Source organism: Collimonas silvisoli (genome assembly GCF_018305005.1).
GTDB classification, from domain to species: domain Bacteria; phylum Pseudomonadota; class Gammaproteobacteria; order Burkholderiales; family Burkholderiaceae_D; genus Collimonas; species Collimonas silvisoli.
The window spans coordinates 23,954-45,053 of sequence record NZ_JAGQEG010000044.1; the positions used below are offsets into that span (position 1 = coordinate 23,954).

General features: G+C 57.2%; 22 protein-coding genes. 2 read left to right on the forward strand and 20 right to left on the reverse strand.

From position 1 onward, the window contains the following. Window positions 1-2: 2 nt before the first annotated feature. The 4 genes from rpoS to surE form a co-directional block, all read right to left on the reverse strand. The gene (gene rpoS / locus KHU33_RS13565; RefSeq protein ID WP_211463734.1) at window positions 3-1,028 is read right to left on the reverse strand and encodes an RNA polymerase sigma factor RpoS; all 1,026 of its coding nucleotides are present in this window, start codon (window positions 1,026-1,028) and stop codon (window positions 3-5) included. After that, window positions 1,029-2,006: a peptidoglycan DD-metalloendopeptidase family protein gene (locus tag KHU33_RS13570; protein ID WP_211463736.1), complete on the reverse strand. Its 978-nt coding sequence runs from the start codon at window positions 2,004-2,006 to the stop codon at window positions 1,029-1,031. A gap of 135 nt (window positions 2,007-2,141) precedes the next feature. Continuing rightward, window positions 2,142-3,020 carry a protein-L-isoaspartate(D-aspartate) O-methyltransferase gene (locus KHU33_RS13575; protein ID WP_211463738.1) on the reverse strand — a complete coding sequence of 293 codons (879 nt, stop codon included), beginning with the start codon at window positions 3,018-3,020 and terminating at the stop codon, window positions 2,142-2,144. Continuing rightward, entirely contained in the window at window positions 3,017-3,754 is a 738-nt protein-coding gene (surE, locus tag KHU33_RS13580; protein WP_211463740.1) for a 5'/3'-nucleotidase SurE, read from the reverse strand. Before surE ends, KHU33_RS13575 begins: the two co-directional genes overlap by 4 nt. A gap of 380 nt (window positions 3,755-4,134) precedes the next feature. Here surE and KHU33_RS13585 point away from each other — a divergent pair, with 380 nt between their 5' ends. After that, window positions 4,135-4,623 carry a polyhydroxyalkanoate granule-associated phasin gene (locus tag KHU33_RS13585; RefSeq protein WP_211463742.1) on the forward strand — a complete coding sequence of 163 codons (489 nt, stop codon included), beginning with the start codon at window positions 4,135-4,137 and terminating at the stop codon, window positions 4,621-4,623. 121 nt (window positions 4,624-4,744) lie between these two features. On the opposite strand, the gene KHU33_RS13590 is transcribed toward KHU33_RS13585, so the two are convergent. Genes KHU33_RS13590 through KHU33_RS13600 form a run of 3 tightly spaced genes read right to left on the reverse strand, consistent with a single transcriptional unit; the run spans window position 4,745 to window position 6,490 of the window. Then, the gene (locus tag KHU33_RS13590; protein WP_211463744.1) at window positions 4,745-5,407 is read right to left on the reverse strand and encodes a DUF799 domain-containing protein; all 663 of its coding nucleotides are present in this window, start codon (window positions 5,405-5,407) and stop codon (window positions 4,745-4,747) included. Window positions 5,408-5,417: 10 nt separating this feature from the next. Then, window positions 5,418-5,789 carry a DUF4810 domain-containing protein gene (locus KHU33_RS13595; protein WP_211463746.1) on the reverse strand — a complete coding sequence of 124 codons (372 nt, stop codon included), beginning with the start codon at window positions 5,787-5,789 and terminating at the stop codon, window positions 5,418-5,420. A 23-nt stretch (window positions 5,790-5,812) separates the two neighbouring features. Next, the gene (locus KHU33_RS13600; RefSeq protein WP_211463748.1) at window positions 5,813-6,490 is read right to left on the reverse strand and encodes a CsgG/HfaB family protein; all 678 of its coding nucleotides are present in this window, start codon (window positions 6,488-6,490) and stop codon (window positions 5,813-5,815) included. Window positions 6,491-7,097: 607 nt separating this feature from the next. On the opposite strand from KHU33_RS13600, the gene KHU33_RS13605 reads away from it, so the two are divergent. Next, the gene (locus KHU33_RS13605; protein WP_329956054.1) at window positions 7,098-7,913 is read left to right on the forward strand and encodes a polysaccharide deacetylase family protein; all 816 of its coding nucleotides are present in this window, start codon (window positions 7,098-7,100) and stop codon (window positions 7,911-7,913) included. Between the two features lie 100 nt (window positions 7,914-8,013). Here the strand turns inward: KHU33_RS13605 and KHU33_RS13610 are convergent, their stop codons facing one another. The 13 genes from KHU33_RS13610 to KHU33_RS13670 all read right to left on the reverse strand — a co-directional run. Continuing rightward, window positions 8,014-8,733, reverse strand: a complete 720-nt coding sequence (locus KHU33_RS13610) for a 4'-phosphopantetheinyl transferase family protein (RefSeq protein WP_211463750.1) — start codon at window positions 8,731-8,733, stop codon at window positions 8,014-8,016. A gap of 8 nt (window positions 8,734-8,741) precedes the next feature. Then, entirely contained in the window at window positions 8,742-9,986 is a 1,245-nt protein-coding gene (locus tag KHU33_RS13615; RefSeq protein WP_211463752.1) for a beta-ketoacyl-ACP synthase, read from the reverse strand. Then, window positions 9,983-10,732 (reverse strand): 3-oxoacyl-ACP reductase FabG, encoded by a 750-nt coding sequence (fabG, locus tag KHU33_RS13620; RefSeq protein WP_211463754.1) that lies wholly within the window; start codon window positions 10,730-10,732, stop codon window positions 9,983-9,985. Before fabG ends, KHU33_RS13615 begins: the two co-directional genes overlap by 4 nt. 14 nt (window positions 10,733-10,746) lie before the next feature. Next, window positions 10,747-11,217: an ApeP family dehydratase gene (locus tag KHU33_RS13625; RefSeq protein ID WP_211463756.1), complete on the reverse strand. Its 471-nt coding sequence runs from the start codon at window positions 11,215-11,217 to the stop codon at window positions 10,747-10,749. 59 nt (window positions 11,218-11,276) lie between these two features. Next, on the reverse strand, window positions 11,277-12,464 hold the full coding sequence (locus KHU33_RS13630) for a beta-ketoacyl-ACP synthase (protein WP_211463758.1): 1,188 nt from the start codon (window positions 12,462-12,464) through the stop codon (window positions 11,277-11,279). A gap of 2 nt (window positions 12,465-12,466) precedes the next feature. Next, window positions 12,467-13,090, reverse strand: coding sequence for a DUF3261 domain-containing protein (locus tag KHU33_RS13635; protein ID WP_211463760.1), 624 nt, complete (start codon window positions 13,088-13,090; stop codon window positions 12,467-12,469). Further along, window positions 13,081-14,325, reverse strand: a complete 1,245-nt coding sequence (locus KHU33_RS13640; RefSeq protein WP_211463762.1) for an NAD(P)/FAD-dependent oxidoreductase — start codon at window positions 14,323-14,325, stop codon at window positions 13,081-13,083. The genes KHU33_RS13635 and KHU33_RS13640 overlap by 10 nt, the downstream gene beginning before the upstream one ends. Continuing rightward, the gene (locus KHU33_RS13645) at window positions 14,309-16,711 is read right to left on the reverse strand and encodes an MMPL family transporter (protein ID WP_211463772.1); all 2,403 of its coding nucleotides are present in this window, start codon (window positions 16,709-16,711) and stop codon (window positions 14,309-14,311) included. Before KHU33_RS13645 ends, KHU33_RS13640 begins: the two co-directional genes overlap by 17 nt. 43 nt (window positions 16,712-16,754) lie before the next feature. Further along, window positions 16,755-17,360, reverse strand: coding sequence for an outer membrane lipoprotein carrier protein LolA (locus tag KHU33_RS13650; RefSeq protein WP_211463764.1), 606 nt, complete (start codon window positions 17,358-17,360; stop codon window positions 16,755-16,757). Beyond that, window positions 17,357-17,791 carry an acyl-CoA thioesterase gene (locus KHU33_RS13655; protein WP_329956055.1) on the reverse strand — a complete coding sequence of 145 codons (435 nt, stop codon included), beginning with the start codon at window positions 17,789-17,791 and terminating at the stop codon, window positions 17,357-17,359. The genes KHU33_RS13650 and KHU33_RS13655 overlap by 4 nt, the downstream gene beginning before the upstream one ends. A 4-nt stretch (window positions 17,792-17,795) precedes the next feature. Further along, entirely contained in the window at window positions 17,796-19,391 is a 1,596-nt protein-coding gene (locus KHU33_RS13660; protein ID WP_211463768.1) for an HAL/PAL/TAL family ammonia-lyase, read from the reverse strand. Beyond that, a complete protein-coding gene (locus KHU33_RS13665; protein ID WP_456236953.1) occupies window positions 19,378-20,340 on the reverse strand; it encodes an LpxL/LpxP family acyltransferase in 963 nt (320 codons plus the stop codon). Before KHU33_RS13665 ends, KHU33_RS13660 begins: the two co-directional genes overlap by 14 nt. Next, on the reverse strand, window positions 20,337-21,100 hold a 764-nt coding region (locus KHU33_RS13670), incomplete at its 5' end, for a glycosyltransferase family 2 protein (protein ID WP_230414255.1). The genes KHU33_RS13665 and KHU33_RS13670, both read right to left, overlap by 4 nt.

Genomic DNA, 21,100 nt, shown 5'->3' on the forward strand with positions numbered 1-21,100 from the left:
CTCTAAAGAAAGGAATCCTTACCAACCCCTTTTGCACCCAGCAAACGCTTCAGCTTAAGCAGCGCCTCTTGTTGAATCTGCCGCACCCGCTCGCGCGTAACGCCTATTTCGGCTGCCAGTTCTTCCAGCGTCGACGGATCGTCGTTATCCAGGCCGAAACGACGCATGATGACATTGCGCTGCTTGTCCGTCAGTTTTTCCAGCCAGACTCTTACGAGAATAGACATTTCCTGCTGTTCAGCGCGCGAATCGGGATTTTCCTCGGTGGCGCTCGGCAGCAGATCCATCAGGCTGGCCAGCGGATCCTGGTCCAGTGGCGCATCCAGCGATGCGGCGTGCTCGGACAGCGCCAGTACGTCTTGTACATCTTCCACCGGCCGGTCCACCAGATGGGCGATATCTTCGGCACTGGCGTCCTTGCCGTCGTGGTGCTGCGCTTCCAGATGATATTTAGCGCGCAGGATCTGGTTCAATTCGCGCACCATATGCACCGGCAGGCGCACGGTGCGCGCCTGATTCATGATAGCGCGCTCGATACTTTGACGTATCCACCAGGTGGCATAAGTAGAAAAACGGAAACCGCGCTCGGGCTCGAATTTGTCGATCGCCCGCATCAGGCCGAGATTGCCTTCCTCGATCAGATCGAGCAAGGCGACACCACGGTTGATATAGTGCTTGGCGATCGAAACCACCAGGCGTAGATTGTGCTCGATCATTTTCTGCCGAGCTTCGAAATTGCCTTGTTTCGCCAGAGTGGCGAAATGCACTTCCTCGCTCACCGACAACAGCGGCCGGGTACCGATCTGATTCAAATAGTGTTGCGTGGTATCGGTCGACAGCTCAGCTGCCAATACCTTCTTCAGCTCTTCGACGCCATCGACCACCACCACCACGCCGTCAACCACGACTTCGTCGTCAACGTCCTGCTCGGCGGCGACAGCATCAACATCATCTTGCCCATCATCGGCAAGCTGCTCCGATGAGACGTCAAGCTCGTCATCCTGATGATCTGTCGGCCGTTTGCTCATTTATCGATTAGGTAAGAATTTCGATGGATCCACAGGTTTGCCCTGCTGGCGAATTTCGAAGTGCAGCTTGACTGCATCGCTGTCCGAATTCCCCATTTCGGCAATTTTCTGGCCCTTGCTCACCGTCTGCCCTTCTTTTACCAGGATGCTCTTATTATGCGCGTAAGCGGACAATAAGTTACTGGTATGTTTGATGATAACCAAATTACCATAACCCCGAATGCCGCTACCGGCATACATCACCTTGCCACCGGCGGCGGCAACCACAGTCTGCCCGGCCTTGCCGGAAATATCGATGCCTTTCTTGCCCTGATCGAAAGCCGCGGTCTGCTTGCCTTCCGCCGGCCACATCCAGTCCACACGCTCCTCATCGCCGGATGCCGGCGCCGCTGTCGAAGCTGCGCTGCTGGCGGCGGCGGTAGCGGCCGGGGCCGCCACGACCGGCGCCGTTGCTGGTTTCGACACTTCGCCGGACGAGGCTGTATCCGGTTTCTGCAACTCAGCCAGGGCGCTGTCGGAATATGGGCGCTTGTCGCCGCGCGGCCCGCTCTTGTTGCCGCCATTGCCCGCGACTGCGGCTGACGGCGCACTGCCCAGAGATCTTACTTCCACTCCTGAACCGGATGCCACATTGCCAACCTGGGCGCCGCCGGCCGCCCCCGAACTACCGTCCGGAGGTTGCACCCGCAGCACTTGGCCGACCTTGATGTCGTTGGCGTTTTCCAGCTTGTTCCAAGTCACGATATCGCGATAGCTTTGACCGAATTCAAGCGCAATCCGATACAAGGTATCGCCTTGTTTGACGGTGTAAGAGCCGCGCCCGTCAGCGGCCCGTGGCGTATCGGCCGCAGCCGCGGTGGCTACAGCGCCGTTGCCGCCCGGCCGCCGCTCAACTACCGGGGCGGGAGTGCGCGGAGTGGTACATGCGGCAAGCGTACCTATCATTAATCCTAAAGCTATAAAGCGAGTTTTCTTCATTCTCATTACATTTATTAGTATGTGCGACATGGTCGCTGATTATTCGTCAATTTATTCCGCCAGCTACAACAATAGATTCAACCTTATTTCCAGCCTTGCTTTCGACCGCATTTGCAACCGTATTTGCAATCTTGCTCAGACCGTCCCGGCACGCAAAGGCACAAAATGACAGTCTTCCAGTGTGGTACTGGTCCAATCAAATTTACTTGTTCGCTGGATGAGCTGCAGTACTTGATGACGGGCGCCGACCGGCGCCACCAAGCGGCCGCCGATCGTCATTTGGTCCAGTAAAGCTTGCGGTACTTCGAGACCGGCTGCAGCCAGTATGATACCGTCGAAAGGCGCCACCTGCGGCAGCCCAAGCATACCATCTCCGTAATGCAAACGGATGTTGGCAATCCGCAGCGGACGCAAGTTGCTTCTTGCCAGTTCGTGCAAGGGCTTGATCCGCTCTATCGAATAAACTTCCTTGGCAACCAGAGACAACACCGCCGCCTGATAACCGCAGCCGGTGCCGATTTCCAGCACGCGATGCAAGACGCCGCCTTGCTGGTTGTCACGCATGATCTCTATCATGCGCGCCACGATATACGGCTGGGAAATTGTCTGATGATGACCGATCGGCAGCGAGGCGTCGATGTATGCCTGGCTGGACAAGCCCGGCTCCATGAACATATGGCGTGGCACCGCCTCCATCGCGGCCAGCACTTTGGCGTCGCTCACCCCCTGCCTGGCAATCCGGTCCACCATGGCTTTGCGCACCCCGTCGGACACCATCGAGCCTGAACGCTCGACATGGCTTGCGGTTTGCATCGGACGTGACATCGGCTTGCTTGCCAGCGCCGTTGGCGCCGCGCCGGCAGCATTGCGCGGTGTCGACCGGGAATTTTCCCAAGCAACGTTTGTGGTTGCAGTCTGCGGGGTGGCGACGCTGCGCTTGTTCTGGTCAGCGCTGGATTTCTTATCGACCAGCGACGATAGCGTCAGCGGGAAACGCTTGGTCTTGTCGGTCATGACAAGTCTTTCCTTAGCGCGGCCAATTGCGCCGCATGCGTCAAATCTATTTGCAAGGGAGTGATCGAAACGTGGCCGTTGGCCGTCGCATGGAAATCGGTGCCCTCGCCGGCGTCGCGTGCGGCGCCCGGCGGCCCGATCCAGTATATGTCGCGGCCATGCGGATCTTTATCCTTGATGACCGCCTCCGACTCATGCCGTTTTCCCAAGCGGGTCGCCACGATCGGCTTCAACTGATCGTAAGGCAGGTTGGGAATATTGACATTCAACAGATACGGCTGCGGCAGATTATCGAAACGGCGCTCGACAATTTCTCGCGCCACCATGGCCGCCGCCTCCAATTCATCCCAGCCCTTGTGCAGTTGCGAAAAAGCGATGGCGGGAATGCCAAACAAAAAACCTTCGGTGGCCGCCGCCACGGTGCCGGAATAAAGCGTGTCGTCGCCCATGTTCTGACCCTGATTAATGCCAGACACAATCAGATCCGGTCGAAAATTGAGCAAGCCGGTTAAAGCTATATGCACGCAATCAGACGGGGTTCCGTTAACAAAGTAAAAACCGTTCTCTGCACGTTGCACGGTTAGAGGGCGGTCCAGGGTCAGCGAATTGGAAGAGCCGGAGCGATTGCTGTCCGGCGCCACCACCACGATTTCGGCAATCGGCGTCAGCGCATTCGCCAGCGCGATGATGCCCGGCGCCAAGTAACCATCGTCGTTGCTGATCAAAATTTTCATATTTGGATTTTACCCGAAGCAATGTTACGGATTTATGAAGATTTTGGGATTGTAACCAAGTACGCTCTGCTGTGGTGTTTGATAAACGACAGAGCCCAGAAGTAACGACTTCTACGCCAGTCTAGTGCAAACCCGAGCGACAGCATCTGACTTAGTTGCTTTTTCTGATGTCAATAAGCAAATTGCAAAATTATGTTGCAGCGCCACATAAAACTTACAGCGGTGGTATAAAAAGAGGTATTGTTAGCGCTATCAAATTATTCAAGTATGCGGTTTTGAGTGGTTGCATGCTTGTCCGACAATATCGGACAAGCATGCAACCCACTGCACGACCACCCTTTAAATCACCTCGCCTGTCGTCAGACTATCAAGGAGTCACCATGAAATCGTACCGAGTCCACGACACCGGCCCTTTAGGCGCCTGGACCGATCTGCTGTTCAAAACCGGGGAAATGGTCAACGCTTCCGCACAGGTGATCGGCCACCGCACCGCCCGCCTGGCGCTGGCCGGGCCGGCGCCAAGCCAGCGCGACCGCAATGAATTCAATCTGATGAGCCAGGAAAAAATGGAAGCGGCAGCAGAATCGGCGCACGCCATGGCGATCCGGATGATGAGCCTGCATCAGGAAGTTGCCAGGCTGGCGATCCAGCACATGCTGAACGGCACCGCCAACCTGATGTCGGTGGCCAGCAGCAGCACACTGCGCCAGTCGGGACATCGCCAGAGCAAGCTGGCACATGACACCATGCGCAACTCGGCGGAAGCGGTGTCACAGCTCAACACTTCACTAGCGAATATTGCCCAAACCGGATTGCATCCGATTCATGCACGGGCAACAGCTAACGCAAAACGTCTGAAAGAACTCTGAGATATGTTAAGCAGCCGCAGCCAGTATGAAGCGAAAGTGCTGCAAAAACACTGGCTGGGTATTTGAAATTTTGAAAGCCATATGGCCATGCCAAACCTTGGCATGGCCAATCCGGATTACATCAATCAGTACCGTATTTCGGTGAATGCGGACCGTACAGGATGCCGTTAGGCTGGCGAGTCGAAAGCAAACGCTGGCTGGTCAAACCAGCAATAGTATGACCTCTATCGGAAACGTTATTGACAATTTGATTGACGGCTGCTGCAACCAGCGCCCCAATCAGACCACCCCCGCCATTATTACTTCCTTCAGCGCTGGAAGCACTAGCCGTGCCTGACCACAGCAGAGCTCCGCTTTTCAAGTCAATCAACTTGGCATTGGCGGTTACCACGACGGCGCTGTTAATCACTGTATAAACGGAACCGTATTTGCTGACAGTGACGTACAGTGCGGCGTCGGCGCCGAAGATCTCCTGCAATTTAAGCGGCGCTATGGCATGGATGTCTGCGGCGGCGATCATGCCGTTTTGCTTGAGCGTCTCATCGACCAACGCCACCGGCAACACGTAATAACCAGCCTCGGCCAACGGATAGCTCATCTGCGACAACATGCTGTAGGTCGCCTTGACATCAGGCGATTCATTCAGCGGCGGCAATATCAAGATGGTTTTAGGCCGACTTTGCTTGAACGCCGTATAGTCAAGCTGCTTGACGGGCGCAGCACAACCTGCAGCCAGAATCACCACCGACAGGCAAACAAATGATTTCAGAATCTTTTCTAACATGTCCATCCTCTTATTTTTTGAATTTTCTCATCAGGAAATCCATGTAGGCCGATGACTCCGGAAACAGTTCTTTCTCTGTCTGGAACTCCTGCACCACCTGCTCCTCTTTTCCAAGGCTGGCATATAACATTCCCAGTTGAGCGTGATAACCGGGTGGCGGCATATTTCCTGCTGCACGGATTTTCTGCAGATCCCGCTCCAGCGCTGTCACCTGCTCTACCGAAGCCTGCCCCTTGAAGTATTCGTAGACCTGCGGCTGATAACTTTCCCACTGATAAAGCGGCTTCGGTGGCGTGTTGCAGCCTGCCAGCAAGACGCAAGCCGTCAAGGCAAATGGCAACGAAAATGGTAAGACATGCCGTTTTGCAAATTTGTTCTTCATGTATTTGGCGTTCTGAGTTGTTGTTATTTAGTAGGTTGCCAAGTGCCGGAATCGATAGCGGCGACCAGGTTATTGATAGCTTCACGCATCGCCAGGTCAAGCACTTTGCCATTCAGCGTAGAGTCGTAGCTGGCGGTACCGCCGAAACCTATGATCTCGCGTGCGGCCAGATTGTATTCACCTGCGCCTTGGGTGGAGAACACCACTTCAGAAGTCTTGATATTGACGATGTTCAGATTCACCTTGGCATACGCGGTCTGCGTCTTGCCGCGGCCCAGGATGCCGAACAGCTGCTGGTCGCCGACTTCCTTGCGGCCGAACTCGGTGACGTCGCCGGTGACGACATAATCCGCCCCCTTCAGGGTCTGGGCTTGCTTCTTCAAAGCAGCCTCTTGCTTGATCTCTTCCATATTGTCCCGATCCAGGACATTGAAGCGGTTGGTTTGCTGGAGATGGGTAATCAGAATGGTCTTTGCTTGTCCACCCAGGCGATCGACGCCATCCGAAAAAATGCCGCGCATATAGCTGGAGCGATTGTCAAACTTGCCGACGGCAATCTGGGTGCGCGCGCCATTGTAGGGCTTGTTGGCAGTCTCCACCTTCTGCACCGGCAGCGCGTTGGAAGTCTCGGTAGCGCAACCACCCAGCGCTGACAACAAGGCTGTGGCGGCCAGTATCGGAATCACTCTAATTTGTTTCAATTGCTCTTCTCCAAAACTCCCCCTTGGGGGCAATCGACAATAAGATATAAATAGCTGAATACCCAATTGATGCTATCAACAGAAATCAGCCTTAGTTTCTGACCACCCCCAGAGTTCGCATTTCAACTCGGAAAGTTATCAGGGCGCAAAACTTAACATTCCCATAAAATTCCGTCCATAAAAAAAAGTACAATTTTGCAATGTTTGATGATGTGTTGTTTTTAAGCACGACAACATCCAATCGATGCTCACGCGACGAACAATGCAATCCGCCTGAAACCGCTAGGGTCTGTTCATACAAAATCTGCGCTCTCAAGAATATTTCTTGACACCCATGCTTACCTATACGGTCGCCGTAACCGTAGTTGTTTGTAACATCTAGCGAACAGCGCAGGTCGAGGACGTATCATTAGCGCTGCGTCGCAACACCCCCAAAGTCAACCACTACCCTACTGTGCGCCATCTCCTGCCTTCGCTTCCCGTTTCATTGCTGCCATTGCACAACGTCATTTCTGCCTCATCACGACATATCAAAAAGATCATTTCCGGTTTGATCGTGATTTTCGTGACGATCGGTGCTACAGGTTGCGCTATTGAACCGGTTCCTGTGTCGCCTCAAACTACCGAGCGATTGAAATCTCAACCGCCGATTCGGTTCCTGCTGACTTTCGACGATGGCCCGGCCAGACCAAGGACTGACAATCCGACGCTATCCATACTGAACACGCTCGCGCACAATCCGCTGCAACCCGGCATCAAAGCCCTCTTTTTTGTGCAAACCCGTTCATCTGGTGCTGGTGAGACGGACTTTGGGCGAAACATACTGCGGCGTGAAATTGATGAAGGGCATTTGCTTGGCTTTCATACTGCCACGCCACGCCATGCAAACCATCGCTTCCTCAGCCCCGAAATATTCGAGCAATCGCTAAACGATGGCATTGCCGACATTGCTGCCATTCAGGGAAGCGCGCCGAAACTGGTTCGGCCGCCGTTCTGGAACTACGACAAGCGTACTTTTGATGTTTACCAACAGCATGGCATGCACATTTTGCTGACCGATTTGAGCGCGAACGACGGCAAGATATATGGCTTCAAGGCCAGCCTGAGAAGACGCTCCAACATGCTGCATCTGTTGACTGACGTGCGCGAGCGGATTGCCGCAGGCGAGTTGCCGGCGGTCGATGGAAGCATCCCGGTGGTGGTGACTTTTCACGATATAAATAGTTACACCGCCGATCATATGGCGGAATATTTGCAGATACTGATGGATTGCGCGCGTGCGGTCCAGCTGCCGACTGCAACCCAGCCGTTTTACGACGACAAGGCCGCGCTGGAACATGCCGCCCTGGCAAGAAGCATGCGTGACAGTGCACAAGTTGCGCGCCTGCCCGGGTTCTGGAACTGGCTATGGGAGCGGATATAGGCAACCGTCGTTATCCGGCTCGCTGCGCGTTTTGCATCCTTTGTGGCGTTAACGGCTGCGGTACTTTGGTTGAAGTGAATGTCGACACGCCCTAAGGAAATCAGTCGCCGTCCAACTGTTGCGACCAGGCCGACGGCGTAGCGCCAAGCAGGCATATCCGCGGCGCTACCGAGTGCAAGCGATTGCCGCTGCATAGCGTAATTACCAAGCCTTGCTGTGACCAGGTACGCGCATGCCATCCTGGCCCTGATCGCAAACGTGCCCCCGCAACTACCTGCTCAACTACCTGCTCAGATGATGAAGTACCTCTGCGCTGAGACGACATAAGTTTAAACAGCGCCTCTTTGCTGCTCCACAAGGTATAAAAGTTCGCCACCTTATCTTCAGCGGGACGGCTGGATAACCAGTTGCTCTCGGCCGCAGAAAAAGCCGCGCGGCCAATAGCATCCACATCGCGTTCGGCATCCAGCATCTCTATGTCGAGACCCAGAGCCGTATCAACGCTGGCGGCACAAGCGACCCAGCCGCGGCTATGCGACAAGCTGAAGCGAGGGTGCATAGTGCTGGCAACGGGCAGTTGCACCAATGGCGCTTGGTTTTTACGCTCGGTGACATGCACGGCATCAGGCCCGATGCCGGCCAGGCGCGAGACAGCAAAGCGCAGCAATATCCGGCCTAATAAAAATTCACGCTGACGCAGCGGCCGCAGGAAACGCCGGTAACGCAACCGCTCCGTTTCACTTAAACAGGCAAGAAAACGGTCGCGATCGTGATCCGCCAGTTGATTGGCGTTGTGCAGAAAAATGACAGCGGATGGCATTTGCGGCGTTAATCCAGGCGCTTGAAGATCAACGATGTATTGATGCCGCCGAACGCAAAATTATTCGACATGAAATATTCGCATTGCAAACTACGTCCCTGATCGACAATGTAGTCCAGGTCAGCGCATAGCGGATCCACTTGTTTCAGATTGATGGTCGGCGCAAACCAGTCGGAACGCATCATTTCGATGCCGATCCAGGCTTCCAGAGCGCCGCAGGCGCCTAGCGTATGTCCGGTATAACTCTTGAGTGAACTGATAGGCGTGCGCCGGCCAAATACGGCAGCGGTTGCGTAGGACTCGGCAATATCGCCCTGTTCGGTGCCGGTGCCATGGGCATTGATATAGCCAATCGCTTCTACCGGCAATGCGGCGTCAGCCAGCGCCAGCGTCATCGCCACCTGCATGGTATCGGCGTTCGGATGGGTGACGTGACAGCCGTCGCTATTGGTGCCAAAGCCGACGATTTCGGCGTACATCTTTGCGCCTCTGGCACGCGCGTGTTCGAAATCTTCCAGAATCAAGCTGCCCGCGCCCTCGCCTATCACCAAACCATCGCGGTTGCTGTCAAATGGACTAGGCGTCATGGCCGGCGTGTCATTGCGCACGCTGGTGGCAAACAGCGTATCGAACACCGCCGCTTCGGTAGCGCACAATTCTTCGGCGCCGCCGGCGATCATGATTTGCTGGCGGCCGCCGCGGATTGCTTCATAAGCGTAGCCAATCCCCTGGCTGCCGGAAGTACAGGCGCTGGAAGTGGTGATCACCCGCCCGGTAATGCCGAAAAACACACCGATATTGACCGGCGCGGTGTGCCCCATCATTTTGATATAGGTAGTAGCGGTGATACCGCGCGTACTGCGTTCATCCATCATCCTGCCAAAATCGCCGATCGCCGTCGGCGTACCGGCGGAAGAGCCGTAGGCGATTCCGCAGGCGCCGCTTTTCAGCACCGGATCGTCAATCAGGCCGGCATCGATCAGGGCCAGTTCGCTAGCGCGGGTCGCCATCAAAGCGACCCGTCCCATGCTGCGCATGGTCTTGCGGTTATAGCGATCGGACAAGGTGAATTCTGCGGCAGGGGCGCCCAACTGGGTGTTCAAGCCATCGTAACCGGCCCAGTCTTCCATGCGTACTACGGCGTTGCGATAACTGCCGAGATGAGCGCGAATGCTGCTCCAGTCGTTACCGATCGGGCTGATGCCGGCCATGCCGGTCACCACTACCCGACGTGCTGTTGCTGTGCCGGTCATGCCATGCCTCCGTTAACCGAAATCACCTGGCGCGTGATATATGCAGCGTCGCCATGCATCAGGAAAGCCACCGTCGCCGCCACTTCCTCCGGTTTGCCGACCCGACGCGCAGGAATCAGCTTGAGCGCTTCATCCAACGGCGCCTCATCGATCATGTCGGTCTCTATCAAACCAGGCGCGACGCAATTGACCGTGATGTTGCGCTTGGCAAGTTCGATCGCCAGTGCTTTGGTAGCGCCGATAATCCCCGCCTTGGCCGCGCTGTAGTTGACTTGGCCGCGGTTGCCAATCAATCCCGATACCGAAGCCAGAGTCACGATACGGCCAGGCGCACGGCGCTGCACCAACGGCATCACCAGGGGATTGAGGACATTGTAGAAACCATCCAGATTGGTCTTCAGGACCAGATCCCAATCCTCCCCCGGCATGGCAGGAAAAGCATTGTCGCGCGCCACGCCGGCGTTGCACACCACGCCGTAGTAACAGCCGTGCTGCTCGACGTCTGCCAGCAAGGCAGCGGCGCTGGTCTCGCGATCGCCTATGTCGAATTGCAAGACGCGCGCCTGCATGCCCAGCTCGCGCACGCTCTGCGCCACTGCGTCAGCTGCCTCACGTTGCCGATGGCAATGCAATACGATATCGTAACCGTCGCGCGCCAATCGCAATGCAATCGCTTTGCCGATCCCTCGGCTGGAGCCGGTGACCAGCACGGTCTTGTCTAGCCTGGTAGTTGGGGGTTCTGCCATGTTCAATTCCAACGTCATTCACTACTTCCCTCAAGAAAAACAGCCGCATCAGCCGGCTGAAACACGGTAACGGTGGCGTTGGCCAGTTGCTGCCCGGCGGCGTGGATATGGCATTCGAACGATCCAATCCCGTTGTCTGCCTGCAGTATTCTGTGCACATGTACCTTCAACACGCTGCCGATTGCAAAATAGGAACAATTGGCTTCGTAGCGCCGGGTGCCCAGCAAAAAACCAATCTTCACCGCCTCGTTGCGCAACTGCGCGGCATAACCGGCGTAGGCGGCAATTGCCTGCGCCATGTACTCGACGCCGACCCAGCCAGGTACGCCATGTGCGTCGCAGAACATACTGTCCGGCCGGATAGTCACCTCAGCCCATAAATCTTCGGGCCCGGCTTCCAGCAGCAGGTCCAGCAATACCATAACACCGGAGTGCGGTAAAAAACGGCGAATATCCAGAGCCTCGACCGTGCTTGATTGACTCATGTTGAATTGACTCATGTTCAATTGACTCTTGCTCAATTGAACAATGCTTGACTGACTCATCATTCACGCCCCAACAGCAAACTTGCATTAGCGCCGCCAAATGCAAAAGAGTTACTCAAAGCCAAGCGCAAAGGTCGTCCGAGACGGGCGCCGATGGGCAACAGATTGAGCTGCGGCAAACCAGGATCGCTGAGGCCATCCCACAAATGCGGCGGCAACTTGCCCTGCGGATTATTGTCCTGCATGGCCAGCCAACACAAACCCGCCTCGACCGCACCGGCTGCTCCCAGCGCGTGACCGGTGAAAGGCTTGGTCGAGCTGAGCGCCACATGGTCTGCGAACATGGCGGCAACCGCCCGCCCTTCCATGGCATCGTTTTGCACGGTAGCAGTGCCATGCAAGTTGATGTAATCGATTTGTTGCGGCGTTACGCCGGCGCGCGCCAGAGCTTGTGCCATCGCTCTGCGAGCACCCGCGCCGGACGGATCCGGCGCTGAAATATGATAGCCATCTGAAGATTCGCCCCAACCGCGCAAACTCACGGTTGCCTCAGCCTTGCTCATCAAGAACAAGGCAGCGCCCTCCCCGATATTAATGCCGTTGCGATTGGCGCTGAACGGATTGCAGCGCGCTACGCTGACCGATTCCAGCGCGGCAAAGCCGGCCACAGTAAAGGCGCACAGAGAATCAACCCCGCCGGTCAACACCGCATCGCATAAGCCCATATTGATCAAACGCGCAGCGCTAGCCATGGCCTTGCTGCTCGACGCACAGGCGCTGGAATGCACATACGCGGGCCCGGTCACGCCCAGCACCGATGCCAGCGTCGCCGCCGGCGAAGCCATTTCTTGCTGCGCATAACCGAAATCGGCAGGAAACTCACCGTTCGCCAGCCGATAGCGGAACGCCGCTTCGCTCTGCGCTATGCCAGAGGTGCTGGTACCAAGCACGATCGCCACCCGGTCCGCGCCAAACTGTTGTATGGCCGCATCCACTTGCGGCCGGATCTGCGCCAGCGCCGCCAATGCCAGTTGATTGTTGCGGCTGCGCTGGCCCAACGGCAAGCCGCTGATATCCGGCAGAACAGTCTCCACGCAACCCAGCGCCAGACTCTGCTCCGGCGCCCGTCCCGACGAATAGCGCGGCGTCATGGCAACGCCGCTGTCACCAGCGAACAGGCGGCGGCTGATCTCCGCGTGGTTTTCACCAAGCGGACAAATCATGCCGAGTTGATTGAGATAAAGCATGCTTATGGCGCCGGAGTGTCAGCGGCAGTATCGCTGACCGATTCGATCGTCAAGCGATAGTGATAGCGCAGGTTATTCAGTTCCACTTTGCCGCCCCACGGCGTCGGCGTGCTGTAGTTGATTACCATCACTGTTTCTCCTTGCAACGACAGGGTTCGCTGCAATCCTTGTTGCTCGATTGCCCAGCCCGCGGGCAGCGCCTGGCGAATCGCCGCCAGTGGCCACAATGTCAATTGCGTATCTTCCAACACATCTTCGGCCCGTACCTGGGACGGCAGCATAGGATGACGCCAGGATTGCAAAGTCTGTCCATCATAATGCAGGCTCAGGACCCGCTGGCCAAACGCCAGTCCGACCATGGTGAATTGCTGTTGATCGATTTCCACCGCGGCATCGAGCTGATCGATACGACCGTTGCGTTCAACCGTCAAATGCTGTTGCAAACTGATATTGGCGCCTAAGGTTGCCGGCGCCAGTTTCAATCCCAGCCGTGCCGGCGCTTGCGACGCCGGCGTAGTTGTACAAGAGGCCAGTAAAGAGGCTAGTACAAGCGCACCCAGCAGCATGCCAGACCGCAAGCCGCCAAGGCCCTGCCAGCCACTGCGACCAGGCAAGTTCAACTGCATATCTCCTCCAAAGTATTCAGGCGCCGCTTGCTTTCCTTTACATACGGATTGCTGTCATCCCAAGCATAGCCGGCCAGGATCGCAGCAATCATGCGACGTATTTCCGGCTGCTGTTGTTCGTAAAAAATCACTTTCTGGAAGCCGCCCGAGTACCAGGAATCAACAAAGGTACGGAAAGTATCGACGCCTTTTTTCAGTGGAATTGCATATTCATTTTCCCAATCGACGGCTACTCCGGCAAACTGGCGCTGCAAGATGGCGGCGGCCAGGCTGGCGGACTTGACGGCGATCGTGACTCCGGAAGAAAACACCGGATCAAGGAATTCCCCGGCGTTGCCAAGCAAAGCATACCCCTTGCCCCACAGCGACTTGACGTTGGAGGAGTAACCAACGATCTGGCGTGCCGGCGTATCCCAGCGGGCATTCTTCAGCAAGCTGCGCGATGCCGGATCTTGCATTACCAGCGTCTGCAGGCGTTCGCTCTCGCTACCCTTGAATTGCTCCAGGAAAGCCGTTTCCGCCACCACGCCGATGGAACAGCGGCCGCCGGCAAAAGGAATCAGCCAATACCAGACATCGCAATGCTCCGGATGCACGGTAATGCGGATCTTGTTGCGATCGAAACCAGGCACATCGATGCCATCCTCAATGTGGGTGAAGATAGCGCCGCGCACCGGAAAATTCGATGGCGTTTCCAATGCCAGCAGGCGCGACAATACTCTTCCGAAACCGCTGGCGTCCAGCACAAAACCAGCTTCCACTATGTATTCCGAGCCGTCCGCCGAATCATCCATATGATGCACAGTGACCCGCGGCTTTTCTGCACTAGCATCAAATGCCGTGACGGTGTGCTGATAGCGCACTTGCGCGCCTTGGCGTTCGGCTTCATTGGCCAGCAATTGGTCGAAATGCGCGCGTTGCACTTGGTAGGTGGTGCCCCAGCCTGCAGAATGCTTGTCGCGGAAATCGAAGTCGGTGTAGCGCTCTCCGCGCACAAAGGCAGCGCCGTTCTTGTATTGAAAGCCGGCTTCCACCACGGCTTGCAACATACCCGCCTGCTGCAGATACTCCATGCTTTGCGGCAGCAGGCTTTCGCCTATGCTAAAACGCGGAAACTGTTCTCGCTCCAGCACCAGCACTTGCCGCCCTTGCTGCAACAACAATGCGGCAGCCACCGAACCTGCCGGGCCGGCGCCAATTACCAGTACATCACACTGCTCAATTCTTGTTTGCATTTTTTTCTTCTTTTCCCGGTTGTAAATCCTGGTTAAAACAAGGTGCGATCAACCAGACAATCGCAATTCCGATCAACATCGTGAATCCAAATGCATGCAACGGCGGCGTCGCGGACAACGCCAGCAAACCGAACGACAGCAAGGCGCTCGCTGCCGACAAACTGACCGTGAGCCAGGCGAAGCGATCGCGCTGCATGCCTTGTTCTTGCAAGAAAATGCCGTAGTCCACGCCAAGACCGAGAATCAGCATCAGCGCCAGCACATGAAACAGCTGCAAAGGCTGTCCCAGCAAGCCAAGCAAAGCCAGGGTAGCGATACTGGCGACGGCCGGCGGCGTCAGCACGCGCCAAGCCGCGCTACGGTAGCGTGCAAACAACAGCAGGTAGATTGCGGCGTAAGCACCTAGCAATACCCACCCCATATATTGCCGGTAGTGGCCCAGCACTGAAGATATTTCGCTGACCTTGTCGACCCATGACACGCCATCCAGTTGCTCGGCGGCCTGCTTCAAGGTGGGCAGGTTGCCATAATTATCGAGCCCGCGCAAAGCGACGATGCTGGCGTAGACACTGCCTTGTGCGCCTTCGACCGCATTGTCGACTTTTCCCAGCCAAAGATGGCGCGACGGCTCGCTGGCGGCGCTCTTCAGAAATTCAGCCGGGGTAAGACCGTGGCCGCCATTCGCGCTTGCCGCCGCGCTCAGCGCCCTGCTGCGCATTTGCGCGATCCAGCTGTCGTCTTCTCCCAGTTGCGCCGCCAATGTCTTCAATGGGCCGTCTGCAGCAAGCAAGGCCTGCGTGACCAAAGCCCGATTCGCCGCTTGTGCCTGCAGCGACGGCGTCCAGTCAGACATCGCCTGATAGCCGCTGATGACACGCTTGGCAATCAAGGGTTCCAGCCGCTGCTTTAGCGTTTCCTCGCGCTGCAATACCTGTTCCGCGCTGGCGCCACGCACCAGGTAGAACTGCACCGGCGTTGGCGCATCGAGTAATTTCCCCAGCTTGATCTGATCCGCCAACAGTGCTTTCGGCGGTGTCTGCAAAGAGCGGATATCGTCGTTCACCGTCAGACGCATTATGCCGGCCACGGCAAAAATCCCGAACAATAGCGCTATCAGCGCCGAAGCGCGATTCAAGCGCAGCAACGGCCAATGCCGTCGAGTCTGGCCGACCCAGCGTGCAAAAGGCGAGCTTTTCAGCGTAGCCGCAGTTAACAATGTCGGAAACCAGAAAATTACCGTCAGCCAGGCGAACACCAAACCCAGCACCGAAAACAGTGCCATCTGCCGCAAACCCGGAAACGGCGTCAGCGCCAGGCCGATGTAACCGATCGCCGCGGCGGCCAGGGTCAATGCCAGGCCGGGCAACAGGCATCGCAGCAATTGCCAGGATCCCAGCGACTGATCGGCAGAAACCCGGCTGCACAAGAAATAAATCCCATAATCCTGGGCCACGCCGATCAAGCTGGCGCCGAATACCAGCGTCAGCAAATGCACTTGTCCGAAAATCATCCAGCACAGGGAAAAGGCCGCCAGGCAGCCGATGCCGATCGACAGCATGATCAACGCAATCGGCCGCAATGAACGGAAGGTCAGCCACATCAGCAGTACGATGCCCAACAGCGAGCCGATGCCGATGGTCGACATCTCCCGGCTGGCTTGCGCACTGCCGGCTCCCGCATGCAGGACCACCCCGGCGCTAATCAGCTCGACCGCCGGCGCCGCCTGCCGCGCTGCTTTGCCAGCCTGTTCCAGCAGCGGCAACAATGCCTGTTGAGTCGCCATCGAAAATGCCGGCTGCCGCAAATTCATCAGCAGCATGATGTAAGGACGCCCCTTGTCCTCGATGAACAGATAACCGTCGCGCGGGCGCACCGGCGTTTCCTGCGCACGGGCTTGCACCCAGCCGCTGAACAAGCCGAACGGATCGTCTTGCCAGGCGCCCAGCTTAGGCCCGGAAAACGGGCTGTACAACTGCTGCAGCGCACTGTCGACCCAATATTTTGGGGATTGCGTACGCAGCGCTGTCTGTTGCGCCGGCGTCAGCAAGCTGAGCCGCATCTGTTGCGAGGGCGCCAGCCAGTCTTGCTGGTTTTGCGCCGACAGTTGAACCCCGCTCTGCAGCAGAGCCGGATGCTTGGCCAGCACCGCGCTGTAGGCGTCGGCAGCGGCGCGGGCATGCTCCCAGTCATCGGCGCCGACCAGTACGATCACGCGTTGCTGGGCGGCGTCGACCATATGCGTGAACGCCTGTTGCAGCACCGGGTCGCGCTGCTCGACCGGCAACAAGGCCAGGATGTCGGTGTCCGGCACCACGCCCTTGACCAGCCACAGGTAGCCGCCATGCGCCAGCAGCAAGGCAACCGCCAAGGCCCATATCAGCGCCATGCGCCTCGGCCAACTGGTTTTCAAGTTGCCGCTGCGGCCGGAATCACTCAAATGCCGCCCCTTCTTCCGCAGTCATCGCACTGCTGCCGCTTTGCAGGCCAGAAAAACTGATTTCCGTGTGATCGCCGCTGGCTTCGTTGATAGTCACCGTCTTGACGTAAGCGCCACCAGTCAGGGCCAATGTGCCGATGGCCTTGGCCAACGCCGGTTCGCGCGCTTTCAGCGCGACTTTCCAGCTATTGCCCTGCACGCTGCCGTCCAGTTCAAACAAGGTTTCCAGTTGTCCGAGATCGCCGGCCAGCAATGAGAACAGCACGCCGTTAATCATCCTGACTACCGGTTCTTGCTTGGCGTCCATGCGCATGGCAACCCGATCGCCCTGCATTTGCACGATTTCGTCGCGCTTCAGGCGTAGCGTATTGGGAAACGGTTGCAAAGTGCGCCATAGAACGCCCTTGCCGTTCACCACGCAAAACCGACCGTTCGACAGCAATGGCTTCTTGATGCCGACCAGTTGCTTGCTTTGGTCGAAACGGCCGCACAAGATCGGCGGCCGCGCCAGCATAGCCTGGATTTTTTCCACTGGCGCGACAGCAAGCGCCGGCAAGGCGGTACTGACTAAAAGGATGGCGACAAAACTTCGTTTCATACTTGCTCGATTCCTAATTTTTGAAATAACACGGGCGGCGACGCAAAGCACATTTCGCGCGTCGCCATATCCACCGCAACCTGCGTCGTGGTGCCACGGCTAAGGCGCTGGCCGCTAACGCTGTCGGTAATCACGTAGGCGATCTTGAGCCGGTTTTCCCACTCGATGATGCTGGCGCGCACCTTGACACGCTGCCCGAATGCTGCCGGATGAGCATAGCGCAGGTGCAAATCGATGATCGGCCAGGTATAACCGGACGCCTGCATTTCCGGATAGTTGTAATGCAACATATCCAATAGCGCGCAACGCGCCACTTCCAGGTACTTGACGTAATTGCCGTGCCATACGATCAGCATGGGATCGAGATCAAAGAACTGCACTTGCAGCTCTACCTCTGCCGACCAGCGTTCTTTGGTATGCCAGCTAGTCACGGTTTTACTCATACAACTGCCATTGCTTGAGGCGTATGCGCTCCAGCAGGCGGCGCAAATCCGGCTCCAGCATGCGGTCCTCCTGTATCACGGCAATGTCGGCCGCCAGCAATTCCATCATCTGCTGCAGATTCTGTTGCGGCCGCGCCGCGCCATCAAGCCGGCAACGCAACCAGACTCCCTGGCGCACGCTGATCAACAGTGCGGCTACCACTTGTTCGGTCAGTTGCAGCACGCGCAGGCAATCACGGGCGGCAATCGTGCCCATGCTGACCTTGTCTTGATTGTGGCATTCGGTAGAACGCGAAAACACCGAAGCGGGCATGGTCTGCTTGAGCGCTTCGGCGGTCCACGCGGAGGCGCTGATTTGCAAGGCCTTCAAGCCGTGGTTAATGCTGGCGCGCGGCCCTTCGGCACCGGATAAATTGGCCGGCAAGCCGTGGTTGTAACGGCTATCGACCAGCAAAGCCATCTGCCGATCGAGCAAATCGGCGACATTGGCGACAGCATTTTTCATGCTATCCATGGCGAACGCAATGTGGCCGCCGTAGAAATGGCCGCCATGCAGCACCCGCTCATTTTCAGCGTCGATGATCGGATTGTCGTTGGCGCTATTCAATTCGTTTTCAATCGACTCGCGCATCCAGGGCAAAGCATCGGCCAGCACGCCGATCACATGCGGTGCGCAGCGGATGGAATAGCGATCCTGCAGACGTTTTTGATTGCGCGGTGCATCGTCCACCGGCAAATCCTGCCGCAGCCAGGCGGCCACTTGCTGTTGGCCCGCGTGTGGCTTGACGGCAAACAACGTGGCGTCGAAATGATGGGCGTTGCCATCCAGAGCGAAACTCGCCATGGCGGTAATGCGGGTGGCGATACGCACCAGATATTGCGCACGGTCATAAGCCAGGCAAGCCAAGGCTGTCATTACCGCAGTGCCGTTCATGATCGCCAGCCCTTCTTTCGGCCGCAGGCGCAGTGGCGTAATACCGGCTGTCGCCAGGGCTTCTGCTGCGCCGACCTTGACGCCGTCGCGCCAGACTTCGCGTTCGCCGCACAGCACTGCGGCCAGGTACGAAAGTGGCGTCAGGTCGCCACTGGCGCCGACCGATCCTTCGGACGGGATCAAGGGTAGCAAATCCTCTTTCAGCAAGCGGGCAATCTGTTCCAGCAGACCGACGCTAACGCCGGAGTAGCCTTTGCTGAGCGACGCCAGCCGCGCTGCCATGATGGCCCGTGTTTGCGCAGGGCTAAACAGCTCACCCAAGCCGCAGCCGTGATAGGTGTACAAATGATGCGGCAATTCAGCGATCAGTTCGGACGGGACGTTAACGGTGCAGGAATCGCCATACCCGGTGGTGACGCCGTAAATGGTGCCATCCTCACGCAGCAGGCGATCCAGGAAATCGGCGCCGCGGCTAATCGCGGCACGGAACGCCGGCGCATCGGACAAGGCAACCTGCGCCGCTCCGGACGCGATATCGACAATGTCTTCGATCGTCAATCGGCCCTGGTCAAACAGGACGGCGCGTTGTCGAGGCGCCGGCGGCGTCAGCGATGCTGGTAGTGCAGACAGCTCTTTCAGTTCAGCGAGATGCATCTTTGTACCCGGATAAATGCCAAAAATCGTAAAAATTGAACCACTGCAGCGGAGCCTTTAGGCAAAATTGCTCCAATCTTGCCGCATAGGCGGCGGCCAGTTCATGCAGGACTTGATCGCGACTCTTGCGCGGCAAATGAATCGCTTCTCGAAACAATTCGAAATGACATTCCGAGTGGCGGTTTTTTGTGATCGAAAACAACAGGTAGACCGGACACTGCAGCAAGCTCGCCAGTACATAAGGGCCGACCGGAAAGGCCGCTGTCTCGCCTAAAAATGAGGCGTGCGCCACGCGTGGCGTGGCCGACACCGGAATACGATCGCCGGCAATCGCCACAAACTCACCGCGCCCTACCTTCTCAGCCAGTAGCATGGCGGTGGCAGGCGTCATCTCGCTTACCTGCATCAGGTTCAACTGGCTGTCCGGATCAAGCTTTGCCAGCAGTCGGTTAAACGCCTGGGCGTGCTTGGTATGCACCAGCACCGTTATCCGCAGCTCGTGGCGCTGGCGCGACAATACCCGGCACAACTCCAGATTGCCAAGATGCGCACAAATCAACAAACCGCCACGCTGCGTCTGTACGTTTGCCAGCATCTGTTCGCGGCCGAACGAAACTACGTCCGCGGTTTTGAACATGCCGCCCCACAACAACATCTTGTCGAGGATATTTTCGGCAAAAGCGGCAAAATGTTGAAACACTCCGCGCCAGCCCGGTCGAACCCGGTTAAGCCTGGCCGCGCTCGGATTAAAAGCACAAAGCCGTTGCAAATAAGCTAAGGAAGCGCGCCGCGCCGCCGGTTTACTCAGCAAATACCAGCCTAGCACCGGATACAGTGTCAAACGAAACGGCCAGCGCCCGGCGATCCGGTATATCCAGAACAATAGCCGCATGCCGCTGACGAAGCCGGCTTCGTTGATCTGCGCCCAATGGCGCTGGTCCGCCCTCAAGATCGGCCTCGGCTTAAACCCAGGCGACGTCCAAGCAGACGCGGCGCACGCCAGAGCATGCCAAAGAACAAGGTGGCGTGCATACGGGAAATCAGCAGATTGTCGAGACCGACGCGAAAATGGGAAATGCCGTCCGTGGGATAAGTCACGCGGGTCGGCAGATTGACGACGGGCACGCCGTCCCAGTACAGACGCACCAGCACCTCAGTATCGAAATTCATCCGCTCGCCCAGTTGCTTGCGTTGCGTCAGACGCATCAGGGACGGCAAGGGATAGACCCGGAATCCGCACATCGAATCCCTGATGTCCAGCGACAAGGTGTTAATCCAGACCCAGACATGAGTTAAATAGCGCGCATAGAAACGCACAGACGGCACACTGTCGTCATATTGAGGACAACCGGCAATCAAGCTTTGCGGCTTGGCGGCGGCTTGTTGCAAAAACCGCGGAATATCGTCGGTGCAGTGCTGGCCGTCGGCATCGATCTGCAGCGCATGAGTATAGCCGGCAGCGGCAGCATGATGGACGCCAGTCAGCACCGCCCCGCCCTTGCCGCGATTGACGGCATGGCGCAACAAGGTGACTTGCCCGGGATGAGCGATTGCCAATGCATCAAGTACCGTTGCGCACGAGGCCGAACTGGCGTCATCCACCAGTACGCAGGGCAAATCATGCGCCAGCACTGCCGCCAGCACCGCACCGATGGCATGTTCATGGTTATAGACCGGGATCACCGCGCACGGCCTGAATTGCCCGGTTT